General features: G+C 48.6%; 23 protein-coding genes and 1 other annotated feature. Of the genes, 3 read left to right on the forward strand and 20 right to left on the reverse strand.

Annotated features, from left to right (window positions below):
- Positions 1-56 precede the first annotated feature (56 nt).
- Positions 57-575 carry a deoxycytidylate deaminase gene (locus tag AC6EJC_RS18400; protein ID WP_444955206.1) on the reverse strand — a complete coding sequence of 173 codons (519 nt, stop codon included), beginning with the start codon at positions 573-575 and terminating at the stop codon, positions 57-59.
- A gap of 88 nt (positions 576-663) precedes the next feature.
- Entirely contained in the window at positions 664-1,311 is a 648-nt protein-coding gene (locus AC6EJC_RS18405; RefSeq protein WP_444955207.1) for a ComEA family DNA-binding protein, read from the reverse strand.
- A gap of 288 nt (positions 1,312-1,599) precedes the next feature.
- Here AC6EJC_RS18405 and comER point away from each other — a divergent pair, with 288 nt between their 5' ends.
- A complete protein-coding gene (gene comER / locus AC6EJC_RS18410; protein ID WP_444955208.1) occupies positions 1,600-2,445 on the forward strand; it encodes a late competence protein ComER in 846 nt (281 codons plus the stop codon).
- Here the strand turns inward: comER and leuS are convergent.
- Positions 2,426-4,864, reverse strand: coding sequence for a leucine--tRNA ligase (gene leuS / locus AC6EJC_RS18415; protein WP_444955209.1), 2,439 nt, complete (start codon positions 4,862-4,864; stop codon positions 2,426-2,428). The genes comER and leuS overlap by 20 nt on opposite strands.
- 61 nt (positions 4,865-4,925) lie before the next feature.
- Positions 4,926-5,182, reverse strand: a binding site (T-box leader).
- Between the two features lie 184 nt (positions 5,183-5,366).
- Between leuS and AC6EJC_RS18420 the strand changes: the two genes are divergently transcribed.
- Complete coding sequence (locus tag AC6EJC_RS18420; protein ID WP_444955210.1) at positions 5,367-5,756, forward strand: tautomerase family protein; 390 nt, start codon at positions 5,367-5,369, stop codon at positions 5,754-5,756.
- A 156-nt stretch (positions 5,757-5,912) separates the two neighbouring features.
- Here AC6EJC_RS18420 and AC6EJC_RS18425 read toward each other — a convergent pair whose 3' ends face one another.
- From AC6EJC_RS18425 to spoVAC, 15 genes are all read right to left on the reverse strand, one after another.
- The gene (locus AC6EJC_RS18425) at positions 5,913-6,686 is read right to left on the reverse strand and encodes a class I SAM-dependent DNA methyltransferase (protein ID WP_444955211.1); all 774 of its coding nucleotides are present in this window, start codon (positions 6,684-6,686) and stop codon (positions 5,913-5,915) included.
- Between the two features lie 3 nt (positions 6,687-6,689).
- Positions 6,690-7,598, reverse strand: a complete 909-nt coding sequence (locus AC6EJC_RS18430; RefSeq protein WP_444955212.1) for a CvfB family protein — start codon at positions 7,596-7,598, stop codon at positions 6,690-6,692.
- The gene (gene rsfS / locus AC6EJC_RS18435; RefSeq protein WP_444955213.1) at positions 7,595-7,942 is read right to left on the reverse strand and encodes a ribosome silencing factor; all 348 of its coding nucleotides are present in this window, start codon (positions 7,940-7,942) and stop codon (positions 7,595-7,597) included. Before rsfS ends, AC6EJC_RS18430 begins: the two co-directional genes overlap by 4 nt.
- Complete coding sequence (gene yqeK, locus AC6EJC_RS18440; protein WP_444955214.1) at positions 7,939-8,535, reverse strand: bis(5'-nucleosyl)-tetraphosphatase (symmetrical) YqeK; 597 nt, start codon at positions 8,533-8,535, stop codon at positions 7,939-7,941. Before yqeK ends, rsfS begins: the two co-directional genes overlap by 4 nt.
- Positions 8,519-9,109 carry a nicotinate-nucleotide adenylyltransferase gene (nadD, locus tag AC6EJC_RS18445; protein ID WP_444955215.1) on the reverse strand — a complete coding sequence of 197 codons (591 nt, stop codon included), beginning with the start codon at positions 9,107-9,109 and terminating at the stop codon, positions 8,519-8,521. The genes yqeK and nadD overlap by 17 nt, the downstream gene beginning before the upstream one ends.
- Before the next feature lie 17 nt (positions 9,110-9,126).
- Positions 9,127-9,423 (reverse strand): ribosome assembly RNA-binding protein YhbY, encoded by a 297-nt coding sequence (gene yhbY, locus AC6EJC_RS18450; protein WP_444955216.1) that lies wholly within the window; start codon positions 9,421-9,423, stop codon positions 9,127-9,129.
- A 66-nt stretch (positions 9,424-9,489) separates the two neighbouring features.
- Positions 9,490-10,359: a shikimate dehydrogenase gene (gene aroE / locus AC6EJC_RS18455; RefSeq protein WP_444955217.1), complete on the reverse strand. Its 870-nt coding sequence runs from the start codon at positions 10,357-10,359 to the stop codon at positions 9,490-9,492.
- Positions 10,360-10,464: 105 nt separating this feature from the next.
- Positions 10,465-11,592 carry a ribosome biogenesis GTPase YqeH gene (gene yqeH / locus AC6EJC_RS18460; RefSeq protein ID WP_444955218.1) on the reverse strand — a complete coding sequence of 376 codons (1,128 nt, stop codon included), beginning with the start codon at positions 11,590-11,592 and terminating at the stop codon, positions 10,465-10,467.
- Positions 11,585-12,115, reverse strand: a complete 531-nt coding sequence (locus tag AC6EJC_RS18465) for a YqeG family HAD IIIA-type phosphatase (RefSeq protein WP_444955219.1) — start codon at positions 12,113-12,115, stop codon at positions 11,585-11,587. The genes yqeH and AC6EJC_RS18465 overlap by 8 nt, the downstream gene beginning before the upstream one ends.
- A 146-nt stretch (positions 12,116-12,261) precedes the next feature.
- Positions 12,262-14,508 carry a transglutaminase TgpA family protein gene (locus AC6EJC_RS18470; protein WP_444955220.1) on the reverse strand — a complete coding sequence of 749 codons (2,247 nt, stop codon included), beginning with the start codon at positions 14,506-14,508 and terminating at the stop codon, positions 12,262-12,264.
- Positions 14,505-15,752: a DUF58 domain-containing protein gene (locus AC6EJC_RS18475; protein ID WP_444955221.1), complete on the reverse strand. Its 1,248-nt coding sequence runs from the start codon at positions 15,750-15,752 to the stop codon at positions 14,505-14,507. Before AC6EJC_RS18475 ends, AC6EJC_RS18470 begins: the two co-directional genes overlap by 4 nt.
- Before the next feature lie 3 nt (positions 15,753-15,755).
- A complete protein-coding gene (locus AC6EJC_RS18480; protein WP_444955222.1) occupies positions 15,756-16,715 on the reverse strand; it encodes an AAA family ATPase in 960 nt (319 codons plus the stop codon).
- Positions 16,716-16,930: 215 nt separating this feature from the next.
- Positions 16,931-17,287, reverse strand: coding sequence for a stage V sporulation protein AE (gene spoVAE, locus AC6EJC_RS18485; protein ID WP_025682025.1), 357 nt, complete (start codon positions 17,285-17,287; stop codon positions 16,931-16,933).
- Positions 17,284-18,306 carry a stage V sporulation protein AD gene (spoVAD, locus tag AC6EJC_RS18490; protein ID WP_149093917.1) on the reverse strand — a complete coding sequence of 341 codons (1,023 nt, stop codon included), beginning with the start codon at positions 18,304-18,306 and terminating at the stop codon, positions 17,284-17,286. The genes spoVAE and spoVAD overlap by 4 nt, the downstream gene beginning before the upstream one ends.
- The gene (gene spoVAC / locus AC6EJC_RS18495; RefSeq protein WP_444955285.1) at positions 18,303-18,809 is read right to left on the reverse strand and encodes a stage V sporulation protein AC; all 507 of its coding nucleotides are present in this window, start codon (positions 18,807-18,809) and stop codon (positions 18,303-18,305) included. The genes spoVAD and spoVAC overlap by 4 nt, the downstream gene beginning before the upstream one ends.
- 184 nt (positions 18,810-18,993) lie before the next feature.
- Between spoVAC and AC6EJC_RS18500 the strand changes: the two genes are divergently transcribed.
- Positions 18,994-20,073, forward strand: a complete 1,080-nt coding sequence (locus AC6EJC_RS18500; protein ID WP_444955223.1) for a M42 family metallopeptidase — start codon at positions 18,994-18,996, stop codon at positions 20,071-20,073.
- Between the two features lie 98 nt (positions 20,074-20,171).
- Here the strand turns inward: AC6EJC_RS18500 and AC6EJC_RS18505 are convergent, their stop codons facing one another.
- Complete coding sequence (locus AC6EJC_RS18505; protein WP_444955224.1) at positions 20,172-20,888, reverse strand: metal-dependent hydrolase; 717 nt, start codon at positions 20,886-20,888, stop codon at positions 20,172-20,174.
- Positions 20,889-21,045: 157 nt separating this feature from the next.
- Positions 21,046-22,197 carry an iron-containing alcohol dehydrogenase gene (locus tag AC6EJC_RS18510; RefSeq protein WP_444955225.1) on the reverse strand — a complete coding sequence of 384 codons (1,152 nt, stop codon included), beginning with the start codon at positions 22,195-22,197 and terminating at the stop codon, positions 21,046-21,048.
- Between the last annotated feature and the right edge of the window lie 87 nt (positions 22,198-22,284).

Genomic DNA, 22,284 nt, shown 5'->3' on the forward strand with positions numbered 1-22,284 from the left:
CAAAAAAGAACCCCTGACAAAATAGCATTCGTCAGAGGTTCTTCCTCGTTTACTTTTTAATTCATAACATCCATCAGCGTTTCCTTCGGTGGATGATAAGTCTCCAGCATGCGAAAGGCGATTCCCTTTTCCTCCATCATAGCACGAACCTTGTCGGCATCTTTTGGATAAGGTCGGTGATATACAATTTCCACAATACCGCTATTCGCCAACATATTGGCACACGTCCAGCACGGCTGGTCGGTGACATATACTGAGGAGCCTTCACGATCAATTCGGTCGGTAAACAGCAGCAGGTTCTGCTCCGCATGAATAGTGCGAATACAACGCTGCTTTTTAACCATTTCCTCCCGCCCATCACGGTGAACGACCTCATATTCCTCTGAGATCATACAGCCCGCCTCAGAACAGTCAGGTACCCCGGATGGTGCACCATTATAGGCCGTCCCCAAAAGCTTTTTACCTTGTACAAGTACGGCTCCAACATGACGCCGCGCGCAGCGCGAACGGGTGGATACCATATAAGCGATATCCATGAAATAGGTGTCCCAGTCCTTGCGTACATCTGCACTCATTTCCATCTCTCCCGTATAAACAAGTTAAAACGTAAAACATATCCGCTACAGCCCTTCTCAGGGCCTGCACACAGTAATCTTATATAAGTTACAAGCTGACATACGGCTTCATTTTCGACAACATTTTAGCTCCGATTCCCTTTACCTGATCCAAATCGTTCACACGTTTGAACGGTCCGTGCTGATTACGGTAGTTCAAAATTGCTTCGGCCTTTTTAGCCCCAACCCCCGGCAGTTCCATTAACTCGGCAGCAGTCGCCGTGTTGATGTTTACCTTTTTTTCGCCGGAAATGGGTGTAGTAACCGAATCACTCACCGTATTTGTCCTACTCGTCGTTGCACCATTCGAACTGGCAATACCTGTGTGTGAGCTCGAAGCCACAACACCTGACTGCTTTACGGTACTTGAATTTCCCGCAATGGAGTGTTCGCTCACAGCAGCAGATACACCAGTAGAACTCTGCACAGTATCACGCTTCACATTGTCAGCGGCTTCGGCATTCGTACTGCGTTCAGCTTTGTCTGTAGTCTCTTTTACAGCACGCTTTCCTTGGGCAGAGTCACTGTTGCGCTGCGACTCATTTGGCTCTGACTCCATCGCCAAAACCTGCTCCACCTTATGGTTAAGCAAAGTCCACTCTTCTTGCGGCTCAGAGCGCTGCCCTCCGGCAAACAGAATAAGACCACTCCCGATCACAGCAAGCGTTATCGCTGTTCCTGTCCATACGCGTTTCATTTCCGTATCGTCCCCTACTCCACATGGATTTCGGGAAATTGAGTCGACTAAAAACACCGTCTCCATCAAACAGAGCAAGTCTGTCCAATTCCCGTTAAACCGGAGGGTGTAAACAACCTCCATACGGTCTCGCTGTGAGCATTTTTACAAAGAAGTGGTACAACCCCAAACACGATCTAACATGCTCAGACATTAAATTCGTCATGTCGGCCAAGACCAGGTGCATACACTAAGAAGAATGACAGCACAGCGTCTATACCGCAAAGTATGAAAGGAGGACGTTGAACAATGAAAGTTGGATTTATCGGGACTGGCAGCATGGGAAGTCTGCTAATTGAATCTTTTATTAATTCCAACGCACTCAAGCCGCAGCAAATATTAGCAAGCAACCGAACGTATTCCAAGGTAGCCGAGCTAGCCCGTCGTTATCCAGGTTTGCATGCAACCCAAAACAACCGTGAGACGGCAGCAGAAAGCGATATCCTGTTTATCTGCGTAAAGCCGCTGGAATCAAAAGCCGTAACGGATGAAATACGCAACGTCATTACAGAAGAGCAAATCGTCGTTTCTATCACAAGTCCAGTGCAGATACGTATTTTGGAGCATGCGCTGAAAGCCAAAGTGTCCAAAATTATTCCGAGTATCACCCACCAGGTCGGAAGTGGAGCCTCACTATGCATCCATGGAAGCCGGATTACAGAGGAGGACCGCTCCCTTCTGGAAGAGCTTATGTCCCACATCAGCAGGCCGATTCGGGTTAAAGAGTCTTATACGCGGATCACGTCGGATTTTTCCAGTTGCGGCCCTGCTTTCTTGGCCTTTTTTATGGACCAGTGGATTCAAGCCGCAGTTCAAGCTACGGGTATAGACCGTACGGAGCTATGCGCCCTGGCCGGTGAAATGATCATCGGCACTGGAAAGCTGCTCACGGAAGGCGGAATGACACCAGCCGAGTTACAGGCAAGAGTAGCGGTTCCCGGAGGTATAACTGCCGAAGCTCTCGCACTGTTGGACATCAGCCTGCATAGTGTCTTTCCCGAGCTGATACGGGCCACGCACAACAAGTATGAAGAGGACATGCAAAAGGTAGATGTCTCCTTCGGCTTAAAGCCGATTAACCGGCAACAATATTAACCAGCTTACCTGGAACAGCAATTACCTTGCGGATCGTTTTGCCAGCCAGCGCCTGCTGAACATTGTCCAACGACACAGCGAATGCCTCCATCGCTTTAGCATCAAGGTCCTTCGCAATCGTTGCACGCTGCACGATTTTACCATTCACCTGCACCACAATTTCCACTTCGGCGTCCACCGTCCATGCTTCATCATAAGCAGGCCAAGCCGCGTAGGTAATGCTATCGTTGTGCCCCAGCAGCTGCCACAATTCCTCGGCCAGATGGGGTGCAAGCGGCGACAGCATTTGCACGAAGTTTTCCATTGCTGCACGCGGCAGACGGTCTGCTTTGTATGCATCGTTGGTGAAGATCATCAGCTGGCTGATCGCCGTATTGAAGCGCAGTGCATCCAGATCTTCGGTTACTTTTTTCAGCGTTTTATGCCAAGTACGATTGAACTCATCGCTGCCACCGTCATTTGTAATTTTATCGTTCAGGCTACCCTCCTCTGAAACAAACAGGCGCCATACGCGGGACAGAAAACGATGTGCACCCTCAACCCCATTCTCATTCCATGGCTTGGTCGCTTCCAGTGGCCCCATAAACATCTCATAAATACGCAGCGTATCGGCGCCAAACGTATTCACAATATCGTCAGGATTGATGACATTACCACGTGATTTACTCATTTTTTCATTGTTGTTGCCCAAAATCATGCCCTGGTTGACCAGCTTATAGAAAGGCTCTTTCGTTTCCACTACGCCGATATCATACAGTACCTTGTGCCAGAAACGGGCATACAGCAAGTGAAGAACCGCATGTTCCGCTCCGCCAATATACAAATCAACAGGCATCCATTCGCGCTGTTTCTCTTTGGATACAAGCTCTTTGTCATTTTTCGGATCAATAAAGCGCAGGTAGTACCAGCAACTTCCTGCCCATTGCGGCATCGTATTCGTCTCGCGGCGTGCTTTCATACCTGTCTCAGGATCAATCGTTTCCACCCAATCTGTCGCGTTCGCCAGCGGGGATTCACCTGTACCTGAAGGCTTGATATTGTCCATCTCCGGCAATACGAGCGGCAGTTGGTCCTCAGGAACCGTTTTGATCGTTCCATCTTCCAGATGAATTACCGGAATCGGCTCGCCCCAATAGCGTTGACGGCTGAACAGCCAGTCACGCAGGCGGTAGGTGACTTTGCCATGTCCTTTACCCTCGGCTTCCAGCCATTCAATCATCTTCGGAATCGCTTCCTCGTTGGTAAGTCCATTCAGCGGACCAGAATTGACATGCGGTCCATCCTCTGTATATGGCTCATTAGCCACGTCTCCACCTTGGACAACCTCAATGATATTCAATCCGAATTGCTTGGCAAATTCCCAGTCACGCGTATCGTGAGCAGGCACAGCCATAATCGCGCCTGTTCCGTAGCCTGCCAGTACATAGTCAGCAATCCAGATCGGCAGCTTTTCGCCGTTCACCGGGTTCACTGCATAAGCTCCTGTGAATACGCCTGTTTTGTCCTTGGCCAAATCCGTACGCTCCAGATCGCTTTTACGAGCAGCTTGTTCACGGTACTGTTGTACAGCATCCTTCTGCTCAGGTGTAGTGATAATGTCCACCAATTCCTGCTCTGGAGCCAGCACACAATAGCTTGCGCCGAACAGTGTATCCGGACGAGTTGTAAATACTGTGAGTTGCTCGTCATAGCCTTCAATTGGAAAACGAACCTCTGCCCCGGTAGACTTACCGATCCAGTTCCGCTGCATATCCTTAATACTCTCGGACCAGTCCAGTTCCTCCAGGTCATCTAGCAGACGATCCGCGTATTCCGTAATTTTCAGCATCCATTGACGCATTGGTTTACGGACGACTGGATGACCGCCACGCTCACTCTTACCGTCAATAACTTCTTCATTTGCCAGCACCGTTCCCAGTGCTGGACACCAGTTCACGGGTACTTCAGCTACATAAGCAAGGCCGCGCTTGTACAGCTGGATGAAGATCCACTGTGTCCATTTGTAATAATCAGGATCAGTCGTGCTGATTTCACGATCCCAGTCGTATGAGAAGCCGAGCGATTTGATTTGACGGCGGAAGTTATTTACGTTTTTCACCGTAATTTCGCGTGGGTGCTCACCTGTATCCAGCGCATGCTGCTCGGCAGGTAGACCGAAGGCGTCCCAACCCATCGGATGCAGTACGTTGTAGCCGCGCATTCTTTTATATCGTGAAACAATATCCGTAGCTGTGTAACCCTCCGGGTGGCCTACATGCAGACCGGCTCCAGACGGGTACGGAAACATATCCAAAGCATAAAACTTCGGTTTGCCCGGCTCTTCCCCGGTACGGAACGTCTTGTTCTCATCCCAATATTTCTGCCATTTTGGTTCAATACTTTGCGGTTGATAGCCGTGCTTCGGCTGTGTGTCTGTCATTATTTTTTCCTCCTCAAACGGTATGCAACAAAAAAACCTCTGCATCCCGTAGCGTGTCAGCGCTAGGGACGAGAGGTTATATTCCCGTGGTACCACCCTAGTTAGCAGAAAGCGTTCTTCGCGTTCTACTCCCTTTGCACCTGATAACGGAGGTGATCCGATGCGGGTTAATAACAGGATACAAACACCTGTAAAGGCGTTCCTGCGTTGGACGCATATCTCCGAGGCGAGTTCACTTTGCGCTGTCAACCGGCTTGCACCACCCGCCGGCTCTCTACATGTCCAGACAAAGCTACTATTCCTCATCAGCGATTGTTTAACCGTTAATAATGGCACTATTATATTGAAAACCGCGAAAAAAGTCAAATAAGGACTACATTTGGTGCTAAACACCATCTTCATGCTAATTGCCCATGACATATGAATACGAATGTTTTATACTAACTCCGAGTTAAATTGATTCAAGTTGAGATGAGTTGAGATAAGAAAGGTGAGTTGAGACATGGCACAGATTAAAATTTACGGAATAAAAGAAACTCTAAATCCGATCAAAAAGCAACTTTCAGAGGTGATTCATTCCGCTGTGGTGGATGCGTTCAAATATCCTCCAGACAAGAGGTTTCATCGTTTTTTTCCTATGAGTCAGGAAGACTTTATATATGCCGACGGTCGCTCCGAGGCGTACACCGTTATTGAAATCAGTATCTTTGAAGGCAGAACTACAGAAGCCAAGAAGCAGCTCATCCAGCTGTTATTCCAAAGAATTACGAATCATTTTGGCATTGCTCCAGAGGATCTTGAGATTACTATATTTGAAACGCCGAAACAGAATTGGGGCATTCGGGGTATACCGGGTGATGAACTTCAGCTGAACTATAAAGTGAACATATAAATCTCTAAAGTTAATTAGGCAAAAGCTGAGTCTTCGAGGAATCTCAGGGGCTTTTTTCAAATACGAGCATCAGCCACTCCTGAGTGCAAAAAGACGCCCTTCATGTCATCATGAAAAGCGTCTTTCTTTTTTGCATATTCGCTCAATGAAGCCTTGCTATTTTACAGCAACATAAAACAGTCTCGCTGCGTCATTTTCTGCTTCTATCCATTCAAAATCCGCATATACCTTCACATCACGAAAACCCGCTTTGGACAATTCTGACTTCATCCAGTCCGGGTCATAGGCACGCTGTACATGAATTTCCTCGAAACGCTGATACAGATCGCGTCCTTCATGTTCTGCTTTCGCAAAGATACTGAGATGATGCTCAATTTCACAACGGGGGGTGTCCAGCGCACACGTCCAGATATACGAGATAGAGCGTTCATCCAGTACGAAAGGCTGCTCTTCATCATAACGCAAAAACGTCTGGGGATGATGTACATCGAACAAGAAAGTCCCGCCGGGCTTTAGACCAGCATACGTTCTGCGAAAAGTAGCAATTATATCTTCTTCCTCCAGCAAGTAATTCAGACAATCGCAAAAAGAAATTACAGAATCCACAGGCTCGGGTAAAATCCACTCACGCATATCCTGCTGTATCCAGCGGACGCTTCCCTCACGAAACAATCGTTGCCCCTGTGGAGTGGTTTCCATTTTACGACGGGCAACTGCCAGCATGTCAGAGGATAAGTCGATGCCAGCCACCTCGAAGCCCGAGTTGACCAATGGAATCGTAATCGAGCCCGTTCCGCAGCCCAACTCGGCCACCGTATGCGGCATACCGTACTGATCCCAAGCCTGCCGTGCAAAGCGCAACCAGTCCGGGTACGGCATGTCCTGCATCAGCTCATCATACACATAGGCAAACTTCCGGTAAGAAGCCATTTTTTATTCCCCATTCCCGTCCTTCGGTTTAGGCATATTCTCCACCAGGTAGGTCCAGTTTTCCTTTTGTGTAACCAGTCCTTCCTTCATCAGCTTGCCCATTGCACGCTTGAAGGCGGATTTACTGATACCGAACCGTTGCTTGATAATATCCGGTGGCGTTGCGTCGGAATAAGGCATGCCGCCGCCCGGACGCTCTTTCAGAAAAGCAATCAGCCGATCTGCATCCTCATCACGGCCTACTTCCTTGCGTGGCGACATCGCCAGATTGACCCGACCGTCTTCGCGAACAAGCGTGACCCGTACCTTGACCTCTTCACCCAAGCGAAGCATCCGGTTACGCTCCGAGGAATGAATCATCCCAATCGCGCCAAAACCAAGCACACCTCCGTCCACCAGGACGAACGTGCCCATCTGAAGCGGCTTGTACACAGTCGCCTGCACCCACGTATTTAGCCACGAATCAGGGGCGTGGAAGCACAACGGAGCCAGCTCCTGCTCCCCTGCCAACTTAGCTCGCAGTCTGCCTTGCTTGTCATGCTCCATAATGGCATACACGTAGTCACCCACCCGAGGATGCAAATCCCGGTTTTCTGGCAGCTCACGAATCGGCAGCAAAAGCTGACGACCCAATCCCATCTCCAGGAAACACCCCAAACGCGGATGCACATCGGCCACCTCAAGCTTTGCCATTTCACCCAGCGACAAGAAAGGTTTTTTCATGGTTGCGGCCAAACGGTCCTCTGTATCGTGGAAAATGAATACCTCCAACCGTTCACCAACCTCGACTTCACGTGTCAGCTCTGTATAATGCAGCAGCACATCCTGCTCACCGACGGTGAGAAAATAGCCGAAAGGAGATACCTCACGATCCACCATAATGGTGACATAAGTACCGGCGATCAAACTCATACCTTCTCCACAACCTTAGCATCCGACCAGAGTCGTTCAATATTGTAGTATTCACGCTCGTCGCGATGGAAGACATGCACTACGACATCCCCCAAATCCATTAGAACCCAACGAGCGGAGTCCATTCCTTCGATTCCCTTGATTATTACACCTTCATCATGAGCGCGTTTGCGAATTTCTGTCACAATCGCCTGAACCTGTGTATCCGAATTACCGTGGCAGATTACAAAATAATCCGCTACTAGTGATACTCCCCGTAAATCCAGTGCGACAATATTCATTGCCTTTTTATCATTAGCGGCATCTACCGCAGTTTGCATTAATTGCTCATTAGTTAGGGTCATTCATGAACCTCCGTTTTTCTTTGTTTTAGTTGTTGAATCAAGTCATTACGCGACAAGACCGTCAGCGGAAAAATAACCTTTTGCTTCTCCAGCAACAATGAAATCGTGGAGTCAAATCCAGCGATAAGGCCCTGCTCCAAACTTTTCTTTGCCTGTTTACGGATATGTTCAACCCCGGGAAAATCCCGTCCCGGTTCGATGTAATCAGCGAGACACACGACTTTGTCCAGCAGGCTCATACCTACGCGTCCTGACGTATGCCAGCGGATCGCATTCCTTATTTCTGGATCATCCACTCCGTAATCTCTTGCGGCAACGCAGTATCCTACCTCTGAATGCCAGAGCTGCTTGTCATGCTCCAAAAGCTCCTGATCACATTCGGGATGACTGCGAATCACCTCTTCCATCTGCTGAACAGGCCAATATTTCGCTACATCATGCAAAATAGCCGCCAGTTCGGCCTTATCCGGGTCTGCCCCATAGCGCTTTGCAAGCTCCACTGAGGTATGCATAACGCCCAGTGTGTGCTTCCAGCGTTTTTCAGGCATCTGACCAGATACGGCTTCCATTAATTGCTCACGGCTGTACTTCATACAAACCGCCCCTTGTAATATAGTCATGCACACGATCAGGCACAAGATAACGAATGGTGCGCCCTTCCGCAGCACGTTCCCGAATATCCGTCGAAGAAATGTCCACCACTGGCATATCCGCCAGCAGTACCTTGTCCTGCAAATAATGTGGCAACTCATCCAACGCAAGCTGGAACCCAGGGCGCCGAACCCCAATAAAACAAATCCGCTGCGCCAGTTCCTCAATTCCCTGCCAATGAGGCAAGTAGTTCACCATATCCGCGCCAATAATAAAATAAAAATCCACAGCAGGATGCAGCTCCTGAAGCTCCTTGATCGTGTCAATGGTATAGGATACCCCCCCGCGAAGCACTTCAATATCCAGCACTTCAAAAGCAGGATGACCCGCCACCGCTTCACTCGTCATCTCCAGGCGCTCCGTGCCGCTCGCCCCCGCCTGATGCTTATGCGGAGGAATATGAGAAGGCATAAACCATACTTGATCCAGCCCATAGGCATCTCTTGCCGCTTCTCCAGCCAGCAGATGTCCAATATGAATCGGGTCAAATGTACCACCCATAATACCGATTTTCATAGTTTTCTCCCCGCGTGTTATCCTCTAGGCAACTCAATTTGCTTGTTATCACGGGATTCTTTATACAAAATAATGGTACTCCCGATGATCTGCACAAGCTCGGAATCTGTCTCCGCAGCCAGTTCTTCCGCAATTTCATGCTTGTCGTCCAAACAGTTGTTCAAAATTTGCACTTTCATTAGCTCACGCTTTTCAATCGCATCGTTGATGTGACGCATAAGATGCTCATTCGTACCGTTTTTGCCTACTTGAAAAACCGGGTCCAAATGGTGTGCCATTGAGCGCAGATATCTTTTTTGTTTACCTGTTAACATGTATATTTAACCCCTTCGTCGCCACATATGCAATGCGGCATTTCCATAATTTTAATGTAATCCGACTTACGACAGGCTTCTCAGCACAGCCGCTCTCATTTGCTCTACTGCAGGGGCAACCCCCGTAAAATACTCAAAAGCCACAGCCCCCTGGTACACGAACATGCCCAAGCCTCCATGTATAGTGCAGCCGCGCTGTTCACGGCTTTCGCGTAAAAGTTTCGTTTCCAGCGGGTTATAGATCAAATCACTCACAATGATTCCTTCCGGAATCAGGCTCGTTTCCAGTGGAAGCTCATCCGATAAAGGAGACATTCCCACCGAGGTTGTATTAATTAACACATCCACTGTTGTGAGCACACTCTTGGCATCCTCGTTGGAATAGCCAGCTACTGGGATCGCTTCCGTCGTCCACTCCAATGCCAGCTGCTCAGCTTTGTCACGTGTTCGATTTAGAATAATGACCGACTCCGGCTGCTCCTCCAACAGGGCATGAATCACGCCACGAGCAGCCCCTCCAGCTCCAAGAACGGCAATTCTTGCGCCTTTCAACTTAACAGAAGTCTCTTCTTTAAGGGAACGCACGTAGCCAATTCCGTCCGTGTTATAGCCCTTGAGCCATCCATTGTCATTCACTATCGTATTGACAGCACCGATGAGTCTAGCCCCTTCATCAATCTCATCCAGATATTTCATAACCTCGACTTTATGGGGAATCGTCACATTGACTCCACGGAAATGCAAAGCGCGAATCCCCTTCATGGCATCTTCCAGTTGATTCGGTTTGACATGAAGAGGTACAAAATCTCCTTCAATCCCCGCTGCCTGTAAAGCTATTTTATGCATAAGAGGCGATTTGGAGTGCTTGATCGGATCACCCAATACGCCCAATAGTACAAGACCTTGTTCGGTCGCTCCAGACTCCCCGCTGTTCATCGTTGCTCTCCCCCATATTGCAAAATATTAGGCCGCACAAATACATGAATGGCGGCAGGAACTATTGCATGTTCCTTGCCGCCCTATAACATGGTTACAGCATCGTTAAATCAACGCAGGCCGCAAAAGCACACGGACTCCCCGAGGAGCATGAACCGCTACCAGAGCTCCGTTCTCGCTATTCACCCTGATCCATCCCAAACCGGAAATATAGATGTCCGATGGAGATTTGCGTGGAACACGGAACTCATGTCTTGTCCATTCCGGCATCTCTGCCAATTGATCGCGTGTTGGCGGAGATAATAATTCCCCGGCATGATCAGCGAACAACTGATCAGCCCGTTCCAGCTTCGTGCGATGTATTTTAAGACCACCGTTAATGTAGCAGGTAAAGGATTGGTGCTGACCGTCAACAAAATCAAATCGGGCCATACCGCCGAAAAACAATGTTTGTCCGGCATCAAGCTGATATGCAGCAGGCTTCAGCGGCTTGTCCGGCATAATAGCGCTCAAATCCTGACGGGAGACGATCTCACTGAATCGCCAAGGGTACACAATACCCGGAGTATCAATAATGTGCTTGCCGTCGTCAAGCGGAATATTCACCATATCGAGTGTAGTTCCCGGGTAACGGGACGTTGTGAGTTCCTGCTCCATATCGCTATAATCATGAATCAAGCGGTTAATGAGCGTGGATTTGCCCACATTCGTCGCACCAACCACATATACATCGCGATTACCACGGAGCTCAGATACCACATCCAGCAGACGGTCAAAGCCCTGATTTTTTTTAGCCGAGCACAATACAATATCTGCCGTGCGTAGTCCTTGCTCCTTTGCTTGCTTTTGTACCCAATTAAGCACCTTGTTCCAGTTCGTTACCTTAGGCAACAAATCGGTCTTGTTCACAGCCAGTATAACCGGATTCGAACCTACAAAACGTTGTAGACCGGAAATCAAGCTGCCTTCAAAGTCAAAAATATCTACTATGTGGATGACGAGTGCATCCTTGTCCCCAATTTGGCTGAGCAGCTTCAAGAACTCATCTTGATCCACTGTCACCGAAGACGTTTCATTATAGTTTTTGATCCGGAAGCAGCGCTGACAGATGACAGGTTCACGAGTAAGCAATTTTTCAGGAATATATCCCGGAACCTCCGGGCTAGTGGTCTGCATGGTGATACCGCAACCACTACATTTGACGGCAGTTCCGCCGTCAGGTCTTTCAGTCATTCTTCTTTTCCTCCTCAAGCCATAAGCCTTTCTTACGTAACCTTGTGAGCGCGATTCGCTCCAACCGCCGATTAAATCGGGTCATGACTCCTTCATCATGAATGGATATCGGTAGCACCAACACCGTATACAATCCCAGTCGGTTACCTCCCAATACGTCCGTCAACATTTGGTCCCCGACCATAATAGTCTCTTCCGAAGTAAGCCCCATCATACGGATGGCTCTACGAAAGGACGAGTTGGAGGGCTTCCGTGCGGCATGTATAAATTCAATGTCCAAAGGCGTAGCAAACACGGATACACGGTCCATATTGTTATTAGACACGATGACAAGCTTAAAACCCGCCTGTTTGACCTTCTCAAACCAGGCCACCAGCTCGGGAGTCGCATTCGGCGCTTTTGCGCCGACCAGCGTGTTATCCAGATCCGTAATAATGCCGCGATATCCTTGAGCATACAAGCCTTCAAGATCAATATCAAAGACGGTATTCACCCGTAATTTGGGCATCAGCATTTCAAACAACGTCGGTCACCTCAGTTTCATACGACAAACTATACCATATTACTATGGCTTAGTAAAAAGCTATCCGCAACAAACGGACAGCTTTTTACTAAACATATAGATAAAGATTCAAAATCGACGGCATTCGAACCTAGTAAAAATATAGACTAGCCTTTATCCTTCTGATCCGACGCAGCTTTTCGTCCAGCCCATCGTTGCATCCAGCCCTCCTTGTGTAACAGGGAAGCTTGTTGGCGAACCTTACGCCAATCCTCCGCGGTTACTGACGAAGGACTATAACGCGCTTGTTCAAATCGTCCAAGCAACTGATGTAAAATTGAAGCGCGTTCCGGTGCTTCTAGCGCCCATCTGTCAACTGATTCCCTCAGCGTCTCGTGACTGGGGCGGACAAATCCCTTCCTTCGCATGTACCGTAACCAGTGCTCAGTTTCGACGACCACCTTTTCATCCGGGGTCAGCGGCTTACCTCTGCGCAAGCGCAGCAGGTAAAAGTGAATGTCTGCCCGATTACGCCAGACGATATAAGCAGCCCACAGCAGAAGAATTGCAGCAGCTGAACCTATGATTACAGGATGAATCTTTGAACCTTCCTCTGGATTAGTCTGCGAGGTCTGCTCAGGCTGTTCTGGTTCAGGCTGATCTTTGACTTCTGGAGCTTCTGGAGTCTTTGAATCCTCCTGCTCCGTAAGCAGCGGCATATCAAAGCCAGGCGTAGCTTCTACAGGAACCCAGCCGTATTCGCCTAAATATACTTCCACCCAGGAATGAGCATCCGCGTTTGTCACGGAGTAAGAGGACATATTTTCGTCACCTTCGCCCGTTGCTGCATCATCTGAAAACGTCTGCTGACCAGGTGCATACCCTTTAACCCAACGGGCTGGAACCCCGACGGAGCGAGCCATCATGACTAGTGAGGTGGAATAATAATCGCAATAGCCCTCCCGAATCTCAAACAGAAAGGCATCCACAAAATCTCTGCTTCTTTTCCGTGAAAGATCCGGATTGTTCGTATACGCATAATTTTGCTGTAAATACTGCTGTAGCAAGCCGACTTTTTCATACGGCGTTTTCGCCGTTGACGTTACGTTCTGAGCCAAATCACGAACCCGCTGCGGCAACTCATCTGGAATTTGTAAATAGGCTTCCTGTTTGTTTTTTCCGTACAACTCATTAAAAGTTTTTGTGCGCAGCTCTTTCTCCGGGATCACAGGGACATACGATACCAGGGTATACGTTTTAGGATAAGCAGTTCTTCGGGAGGATGGATCCCACAGCAGTTCTGCCTGTTCCGGATTCCAACGCAAACCGTTTGCTCGTGAATCTCTATCCACCGATTGAACCCGATGCACCGAATAGGCGCCAAACAGAACGGGATAGCTCTGATCATTTTGCATCGTAATCGTCTGCACGACTTGCTCAGTCGAATGCCGCGTTTCTTGTGTGTTTTCAAGTTCTGCGGTCATTGGCACATCATTTAGTATTTGATCATCGTTGCCCCCGTCACTCCAGCCTGTACCGGAATACGTTTGTTTCGTTTCCCCCCGCCAATAGCTTCGCTGATTGGTCGTGATGGTCATGACGGGTGAATAATCAAAATTAAAACCTCCACCTAACCGATTATCCTGGCGACTATAACCCGATGCGGTGTTCATCCGCTGATTCAGCGCCCCAGCTCCATTGCTGATCCCGGCGGTGGTTGAGCTATTGCGCTGGGTCCACGCCGTATAGGGGTCCGTCAAGGCTGGCTGTACCTCGGGCATATTCACACCAGCCATAATAATGAGCGCAAAAATGACCGCAATATTGGCTGCGATTTTATACGGATAGCGCCGAATATGCTTCCACCCTTGAGGATAATGCTGCCGAAAATACTGCAAATGCTGTGTCACTAGCCACCCCATACCAGCAAAGACGATCCAGGCAACCTCCTCCCACAGCACAGTTGGCGTGAAGGAATCAAGCACCGCCAGCGCGGCAATATTGATGCCCACAAGAACTAGAATCCGCTGCTTCGTCGTAACGATAAGCGGTACCATTTCAATAACTAGCCAAGCGATGAGAGAAAACCAGATATAAGGAGACATATTGGATATAAATTGATCCAGGCGATTGGCTACCCCACCGAAGGGAATAATGATGGAGTAAGACACTAATGTCCGATACAAAATAAAAAACAGCGTCGCCGCCTTAACGATAAATTCAATCCAAGGACGAAATGGTAGTACAATCTTCACCAGAGCCAGCATTGTAATGGTCGTCAGTACTAGTTCTCTTGTCTCTTCCAGCCATAATTCGGAAGCAAAAGACACCCATTGCATGGCAATAATAATAATCCATAAAAATGTAAAAGCGGGAGCCCATGAACCCTTTAACGATTGTAGCCAGCTCTTCATAGTGTCCCTCCCCCCATTACAGCCGGGAGCTCTTCAAGGCTCTCAACATCGTAGCCCTTGATTCCCCTTGCACGAAGCATGCTCATCCATTCTTCATCTTTTCCCTCGGCAGAGCCTTCTCCAATATAGACATGGCACGGGGTCATCCCCCGGGTATCGGCCCAGCGAAGAAGTTCCAGCGCCTGATGATCCTTCAGCGGACTAATCAGTATAAAATAACAACCTTGGGGAAACTGGCGCACACTGCTTTCTACAGCGGACTTCAAGCTACCTTGTGAAGTTGTGTGTACGTCTACCAAGTGATGCATCATCCGTTGTCGTTCCATCGTCTGCTCACTTGGCTGAAAAACGGTGCCTTTCTCTCCAGCTGTGCACAGTCCGACGCCCATCCGCTCTCGTCCGCCATACTCCAGCAGTGAAGCGGTAGAGGATACAGCTAGCTCAAACTGATCGGCGTTTACATAATGCTTCGTGTGTACGTCCAGCACAAGCATCGTTTTGGGAACCGTCTCATGCTCAAATTCCTTGGATTTCCAACTACCTGTACGAGCCGTCGCATTCCAGTGGATACGTGAAAACCGATCTCCGTATACGTAGTCCCGTACACCATTAATTTGTGTCGTTTCACGCCGCGTTCGAGTTTGAACGGTCTGCGGCCCAGACATCCTTGACCGACGGTCATTGATCTGCCAATACGGAATGAATACCGTTCGGGGCAGCACCCGAAATTCACCGCGTGCGTTCAATCTGCCTTGGTGCTCCAACAGACCAAAGATGTCCTCACTCACACATTCGGTTTCCTCAAAATGGTAGCTTCCCCGCTCTAAAGCGGGAGTCTGAAATGTAAGCTGACCTCCCCCTTTCAGACTGGGGATGACACTGTCCTCAAACGACCAGGATTCACCTGTATGTCGCTTAAGGACCTCACGAACAATGATATATGGTAACGGAAGAAAGCCGGGAATGCTCAGGCTCAGTTTTACATGTACCTGATCTCCCGCATGCAGCAGTTCTCCGAACTCCGAGCCTAGCGAAAGCTGCCGAGAGCCTTGGACACGGCGAACCCCGCTCAGACCAACGATCCATAAATAAACGATTAACAGCGTAACCATAGACAACAGCATGACCGACGTCTTGCCGCCCTGAAACAACAAATATAGCAGGCACACCACCCATATGACCATCAGAAGCCAGATGCGGCCTGACAGCCGGGGAAGCCTGCGCTTCCTTTTGACCATGTTCATTCCCTAAGGACGCTCCATTCGTACGGGAACATGAACCTGTCGGAGGACAGCCTGCAGCACGGACTGAGCGTTGGAACTATCCAGGCGCGCCTCGGGACGCAGCAACAAACGATGTGTTAGCACATAAGGTGCCAGCGCCTTCACATCATCAGGTAGCACATAGTCACGGTTGTCCAGAAAAGCGTATGCCTTGGCCGCCATTACAAAAGCAAGCGCCGCCCGTGGGCTAGCTCCCAGCAGCACGGACGGATGTTCTCTCGTCGCACGCACGATATCAAGTAAATAGGACGTCACTGCTTCGTCCATATAAATTCCTCTGATTTCCTGCTGGATATCAGCAATCTGCTCCATATGAGCTACAGCCTCCAGACGGTCTGCCGGCTGGCCCGCCTGATGATGAAGCAGCATGTTTCGCTCCGTCTCCATGTCAGGATAACCCAAGCTGATTTTGAGCATAAAGCGATCTAGCTGTGCTTCCGGCAGCATATAAGTGCCTTCAAAATCAATCGGGTTTTGTGTCGCACACAGCATAAAAGGATGAGGCAGCATATGTGTGTCCCCATCCACCGTCACACTGCGTTCCTCCATTACTTCTAGCAGAGCCGATTGGGTTTTTGTCGTGGCTCGGTTAATTTCGTCCGCCAGCAAAATGTTAGTCATCACAGGACCCGGACGGAAATAAAAACGCTCGTCCCGTGGATGAAATATGGATACCCCTGTAATATCACTCGGGAGAATATCAGGATTACATTGAACACGGCGGTATTCACCGCGCATGGATTTGGCAAGAGCCTTGATCATTTGCGTTTTTCCCGTACCCGGAACGTCCTCGATCAGAATGTGTCCACCCGCCAGCATAGCCGTAAGCAGTAATTTTATTTCAAAGGATTTACCTAATATACATGATTCCAGATTAGAACGGATTGCAGATACAATCTGCACAGATTCTTGACGTACGGGCATAGCTCTGTAAACCTCCTAGATAGCAACATGTTTCTTATTATTGTACATGAAGGTGGGCACAGAGTACACTTAACCCCCTGCCCATATTACTCAAACTCCATCCTTCTTTCATATCGTACATGTGTAGACAATCAAAAGCCCTTCGGTCATCAGATCCGAAGGGCCCACGTATATAATATTTATTTTACTTATGTCATATCTAAAGTATACTGCTTTTATATGCTTCCTTTTGGACGAACAAACAAGCATGCCAGAAAAGAGAAAATAATCGCCGAGGAAATTCCTGCACTTGTCAGACTAAAAATCCCTGTAATGACACCCAGCCATCCATCCTTCTCCAATTCGGTTAGTGCGCCGTGTACGAGTGAGTTACCAAAACTGGTAATTGGAATGGTCGCACCCGCCCCTGCAAATTTAATAAGCGGATCGTATATCCCAACGGCATCAGCAATTGCACCTGCAACTACCAACGTACTCATCGTATGTGCTGGCGTCATTTTAAACGCATCCATCATCAACTGGCCCACGACACAAATGGCACCACCCACTAAAAAAGCCCATAGATATATCATACTTTTCCCCCCGCTTCGAAAGCTACAGCATGTGCAACACAGGGAATACTTTCACCCTGCTGTGTGGACAAAGGAGATAATAACGCTCCGGTCGCCACGACTAGTACCTTTTGCAGTTCTCCCTTTTCGATCCGCTTCAACAGATGTCCATAAGTTACCACAGCCGAGCATCCGCAACCACTGCCCCCTGCAATGACCTTCTTTTGCTTATTGATGTCGTAAATCAGTAAACCGCAATCATTAAATTCCGTCTGATTCATATCGTACCCATCTTTTTTGAGCAGCTCCTTGGCAATCGGCAGCCCCACTGAGGCTAAATCCCCCGTTACAATGAGGTCATAGTAACCAGGGTCCCGGCCTGTATCTCGAAAATGAGACAACAGGGTATCAGCCGCCGCTGGAGCCATGGCTCCGCCCATATTAAAGGGGTCTTTAATGCCCATATCCATCACGCGTCCAATGGTAGCACAGTCCACCACCGTACCTGACTTGGCATGTCCCACAATTGCGGCGCCGGAACCCGTAACGGTATACTGAGCCGAGGGCGGCTTCTGTGACCCATATTCCGTAGGGTAACGGAACTGCTTTTCCACAGTACAGTTATGACTGGTCGTACCCGCCATCACGTAGTCACCCGCCTCTGAGTCCACAATAAGCGCGGCTAAGGCTAAGCTTTCCATTGATGTTGAGCAAGCTCCAAAAACACCTAAATAGGGAATGGCCAGCTTGCTAGCCGAGAAGGAGCTGCTGATAATCTGGTTCATCAAATCACCACTAATAAAAAATTGCACTTCCTCTTTGTTTAAATTGGCATTAATTAGCGCCAGCTCAGTAGAATGCTCAATCAATCTACGTTCCGCTTTTTCCCACGTTTTCTCGTTAATTTCGATATTGTCATAAATATAATCAAAATCTGTGGACAACGGCCCCTCTCCTTCATCCGGGCCAACAACGGTGGCACTGCCAATAATGCGCGGTCTCGATTCAAACTTCCAGGTTTGTCCTCCCTGCCTTCTCATAGGTGATTGCCCCCCACACCAAGGATGGCGTATATAACTCCTACGATAAATGCGGCCACCACCCCGAATACGACAACCGAGCCTGCCAGCTTGAACATATTCGCGCCCACACCGAGCACCAGTCCCTCGGAACGATATTCCAATGCAGCCGAACACATCGAGTTAGCAAAGCCTGTAATTGGCACAGCGGTTCCCGCTCCCGCCCATTGGGCAACCTTATCGTAAACCCCGATGGAGGTTAATATGACCGCCAGCAAGATCATCATGGATGAGGTCGGCGGCGCTGCCTCCTTGGCTGACATGTGCATTCCTGCCATAAAAGCCTCCTGAATCGCCTGTCCAATCACACAGATCACGCCTCCAACCAGAAAAGCGCGCACACAATTGGCAAATACTTTTCTCGAAGGTTCATGCTTTTGTGAAATACTCTGATAGTCCTTCTCATTTATGGACAGCGGTGACGTATTAGTACGAAAACCGCGCTGCCCGGATTTAGCTGGCATCATTCACCACCCCTTATCTGTAAGTTTCGCGCTTGGCGGTTCGAATTGCTTGGGTCTTTATCATTATGAGCTTTTTGGGGAAATGTTATGTCAGGAAAATGATATCGTGGACATTCGGTACAAATCCATTCATACTGAATACATGACGACCACTGGTTAATTAATAAGGAGCGAGGTACACATCATGGAATCAAAAACGTTGGAATTGTTTAAAACTTTAACGGAGTTTCCTTCCATTCCCGGTCACGAGCGTGAACTGCGGGCATGGGTTAAAGAGCGGATATCCGGTTATACGGATGAAATCGTACAGGACCGTTTGGGCAGTCTTTTTGGCGTGCTACGTGGTCAAGAGAGCGGACCACGTATAATGGTGGCAGGCCATTTGGATGAGGTAGGATTTATCGTGAATGGCATTACGGAAAATGGAATGATTCGTTTTCAGCCGGTTGGAGGCTGGTGGAGCCAAGCCATCATGTCACAGCGTCTTCAAGTGTTGACTCCAAAAGGCCCCGTTATCGGTGTAGTTGGCTCTGTTTCGCCTCATTTGCTGGATGAATCGCAACGCAACAAGCCTATGGACATCAAACATATGTATCTGGATATCGGCGTAGACAGCCGACAGGAAGCGCAAAATCTGGGGATCGTACCAGGAACGGCCATTGCACCCATCTGTGATTTCACTCCGCTGGCAAATCCTAAAAAAATCATGGCTAAAGCGTGGGATAATCGCTACGGTGTAGGCTTGGCTATTGAACTGCTTGAAGCATTACATACAGAAAAAGATAAGCTTCCCAATACATTGTATGCGGGGGCCACTGTTCAGGAGGAAGTGGGACTGCGTGGCGCACGCACAGCGGCCAACCTGATTCAGCCGGATATTTTCTTTGCACTGGATTGCAGTGCAGCCAACGATATGGGCGGCGACTCGAATGCTTACGGGCATCTCGGTAAAGGCGCACTGCTGCGGGTATTTGATCCGGGCATGATTACACATCGCGGGATTGTGGAATACGTGCAAGACATGGCGGAAACCCACAAAATCAAGTATCAATATTTTATCTCCACAGGGGGAACCGATGCAGGCCAAGTGCACTTGAGCGGAATTGGCGTGCCATCCACCGTCATAGGTATCTGTGGACGATACATCCATACTTCCTCGTCCATTATTCACACCGATGATTATGATGCAGCCAAAGAGCTGATCATCAAGCTGGTTCAAAATCTGGATCGTACAACGCTGAATACCATTATTGAACGAGCTTAAGATGTAACAGAAGTTAGCGATCTATTAAAAAACAGTCAAGACACGTACAACGTGCATTGACTGTTTTTTAATTTAATAGAAACAAAAGATAGAACATCTCAAATCAAATGCTTATAACGAAGCAAAGCAATCACTACAAGTACAGCTGTTAAAGCAATGCAGACGTTTTCTACCTTTGCTCCCTTCCGGGTTCCGGTACTCATCAATTTAAATCGCAACTTCCATTTGAACGGCGGCAAAGGTTTAATTCCGTTATTCGTCAAGGAATCTGCCAGTAAATGCAGCAAGTACGCCATACCTCCAGCCAGCCATATGCTGTCACCGTGCAAACGTGTCGTACCGTAAAGCAGCGCGGTCCATGCTACTGTCGCGTACACCGTATGTGTCAATCCCCGGTGCGGGACAAGCGTACAAATGATCAGCAGACACCCAGCGATATAATTCCACGGTGCATATGATTCCCCATACCAGGCTAGGCCGATACCAAGTAGAAAGATAATAACCTTGCGCATGGATCGTGAAGGCATAAAAGAAGCGCTGATCATCAGCAAAGCCAAAACAAGATTCCATGGCGGTGGAGCCAAACGGGTGAAAAATACCCAGCCAGCAGCCCCAATCATTAGAAGCTGTACGAGTCTAAGCATTTTGTTTGGCAACGCACGGCTCACGAGCATGGAGTTAGGCTCGTCAATATCCGGCAACAGTGAACTAACCACAGCAGCTGCCACGGCAGCCGGAGTCACTTCGAATCCACTTAAGGCTAATACCGACAGGGAGACCCCGGTTCCAATAATTAAATGGGCTCTTCCCATCATGGTGCATAACATCCTTTCGTTGCAGCATACAACGGAGTTCGACATCACTCCGTTTGAATCAGCATGATTCGATTGTATACGACAAACAAAAGGAGAACAATAGTTCGCTTATTCTTTTTAAAAGACTTCATACAAAAGTCCTAGTTTAAGTTTCGCTCTAGAGTATTTTTTGAAACAAAGTGATAACTTCCTCTTTGGTCGGCTGAAAAGGATTGCCAGGGGCACACGCATCTTTCATGGCATTGTCTGCCAACAGATTGAGGTCTGGATCCGTTACTCCCAGCTCAGACAAACGTTTCGGAATTCCGACCTCCTGCGCCAGTCCACGGATGGCATCCACAACAAACTCAGCACATTCCTCATCAGTCCGCCCTTTGACTGAAAATCCGATTGCCTGAGCAATAGGTCTGAATTTACGTGGTACATGCTGAGCATTGGCCTCCTGCACATAGGGTAGCAGCATCGCATTACACACGCCATGGGGCAGATCGTACACACCGCCGAGCTGGTGGGCCATCGCATGCACATATCCCAAACCTGCATTATTGAAGGCCATCCCTCCGAGAAAGACAGCATAGACAAGCTTTTCCCGGGCTTCGATATTTTGACCATTGTTCACAGCTTCGGGCAAATAATGGAATATCAGTTCGACGGCAGCCAAGGCAGTGGCATCCGTGACCGGATAGGCTCCAGGGGTAACAAGCGCTTCAATCGCATGCGTAAGCGCATCCATTCCTGTCGCTGCAGTTAATTCAGCCGGCTTGCCCACCATTAATTCAGGATCATTGACGGAAATGGAAGCGAGACTGTTTTTATCAACCATGACCATTTTCACCTTACGTTTTTCATCCGTAATGACATAGTTAATGGTGACTTCACTGGAAGTCCCCGCTGTTGTATTCACCGCCACAATCGGAACGGACGGCCGTTTTGATTTGTGAACGCCTTCATATTCCGAGATATGCCCTCCATTCGTGACAATAATGCCAATAGCTTTGGCCGCATCCTGAGGCGATCCTCCACCTACCGAGACGAGAACATCACATCCGTTATCCTGAAACACCTTAACACCTTCGTGAACATTGTCACAGGTAGGGTTAGGTTGGACTCCGTCAAAAACAATATACGGAATTCCATGTTGCTCTAACATAGCAATAACGCGGTCAGCAATCCCATTTCGTCGCAACCATTTATCCGTTACGACAAGCGCTTTCATAAATTCCTTCTCTTGCAGTAGTGGTCCCAGGTCCCCAAGGCATCCGCTTCCCATCAAATTTACTGGCGGTACATAAAAGACATTCGTCCCCATTATTAACCCCCTCCTCTGTGCTTTACTCTCCAGTCATCCCTGCCCTCTGTTATAAAGCTACATCTTCCTGAACTTACCACCTGCCCT

This window comes from Paenibacillus sp. TY11 (assembly GCF_059772165.1).

Bases quoted from the DNA above. Each gene is read 5' to 3' on its own strand.
- AC6EJC_RS18480 (WP_444955222.1), bottom strand. From the start codon at position 16,715: ATGCCCGTACGTCAAGAATCTGTGCAGATTGTATCTGCAATCCGTTCT.
- aroE (WP_444955217.1), bottom strand. From the start codon at position 10,359: ATGAACAGCGGGGAGTCTGGAGCGACCGAACAAGGTCTTGTACTATTG.
- yhbY (WP_444955216.1), bottom strand. From the start codon at position 9,423: ATGTTAACAGGTAAACAAAAAAGATATCTGCGCTCAATGGCACACCAT.
- yqeH (WP_444955218.1), bottom strand. From the start codon at position 11,592: ATGACTGAAAGACCTGACGGCGGAACTGCCGTCAAATGTAGTGGTTGC.
- comER (WP_444955208.1), top strand. From the start codon at position 1,600: ATGAAAGTTGGATTTATCGGGACTGGCAGCATGGGAAGTCTGCTAATT.
- rsfS (WP_444955213.1), bottom strand. From the start codon at position 7,942: ATGACCCTAACTAATGAGCAATTAATGCAAACTGCGGTAGATGCCGCT.
- AC6EJC_RS18420 (WP_444955210.1), top strand. From the start codon at position 5,367: ATGGCACAGATTAAAATTTACGGAATAAAAGAAACTCTAAATCCGATC.
- AC6EJC_RS18405 (WP_444955207.1), bottom strand. From the start codon at position 1,311: ATGAAACGCGTATGGACAGGAACAGCGATAACGCTTGCTGTGATCGGG.
- AC6EJC_RS18425 (WP_444955211.1), bottom strand. From the start codon at position 6,686: ATGGCTTCTTACCGGAAGTTTGCCTATGTGTATGATGAGCTGATGCAG.
- AC6EJC_RS18470 (WP_444955220.1), bottom strand. From the start codon at position 14,508: ATGAAGAGCTGGCTACAATCGTTAAAGGGTTCATGGGCTCCCGCTTTT.
- AC6EJC_RS18475 (WP_444955221.1), bottom strand. From the start codon at position 15,752: ATGAACATGGTCAAAAGGAAGCGCAGGCTTCCCCGGCTGTCAGGCCGC.
- AC6EJC_RS18430 (WP_444955212.1), bottom strand. From the start codon at position 7,598: ATGAGTTTGATCGCCGGTACTTATGTCACCATTATGGTGGATCGTGAG.
- AC6EJC_RS18505 (WP_444955224.1), bottom strand. From the start codon at position 20,888: ATGATGGGAAGAGCCCATTTAATTATTGGAACCGGGGTCTCCCTGTCG.
- nadD (WP_444955215.1), bottom strand. From the start codon at position 9,109: ATGAAAATCGGTATTATGGGTGGTACATTTGACCCGATTCATATTGGA.
- AC6EJC_RS18500 (WP_444955223.1), top strand. From the start codon at position 18,994: ATGGAATCAAAAACGTTGGAATTGTTTAAAACTTTAACGGAGTTTCCT.
- spoVAE (WP_025682025.1), bottom strand. From the start codon at position 17,287: ATGATATATCTATGGGCTTTTTTAGTGGGTGGTGCCATTTGTGTCGTG.
- spoVAD (WP_149093917.1), bottom strand. From the start codon at position 18,306: ATGAGAAGGCAGGGAGGACAAACCTGGAAGTTTGAATCGAGACCGCGC.
- AC6EJC_RS18400 (WP_444955206.1), bottom strand. From the start codon at position 575: ATGAGTGCAGATGTACGCAAGGACTGGGACACCTATTTCATGGATATC.
- AC6EJC_RS18510 (WP_444955225.1), bottom strand. From the start codon at position 22,197: ATGGGGACGAATGTCTTTTATGTACCGCCAGTAAATTTGATGGGAAGC.
- yqeK (WP_444955214.1), bottom strand. From the start codon at position 8,535: ATGAAGTACAGCCGTGAGCAATTAATGGAAGCCGTATCTGGTCAGATG.
- leuS (WP_444955209.1), bottom strand. From the start codon at position 4,864: ATGACAGACACACAGCCGAAGCACGGCTATCAACCGCAAAGTATTGAA.
- spoVAC (WP_444955285.1), bottom strand. From the start codon at position 18,809: ATGCCAGCTAAATCCGGGCAGCGCGGTTTTCGTACTAATACGTCACCG.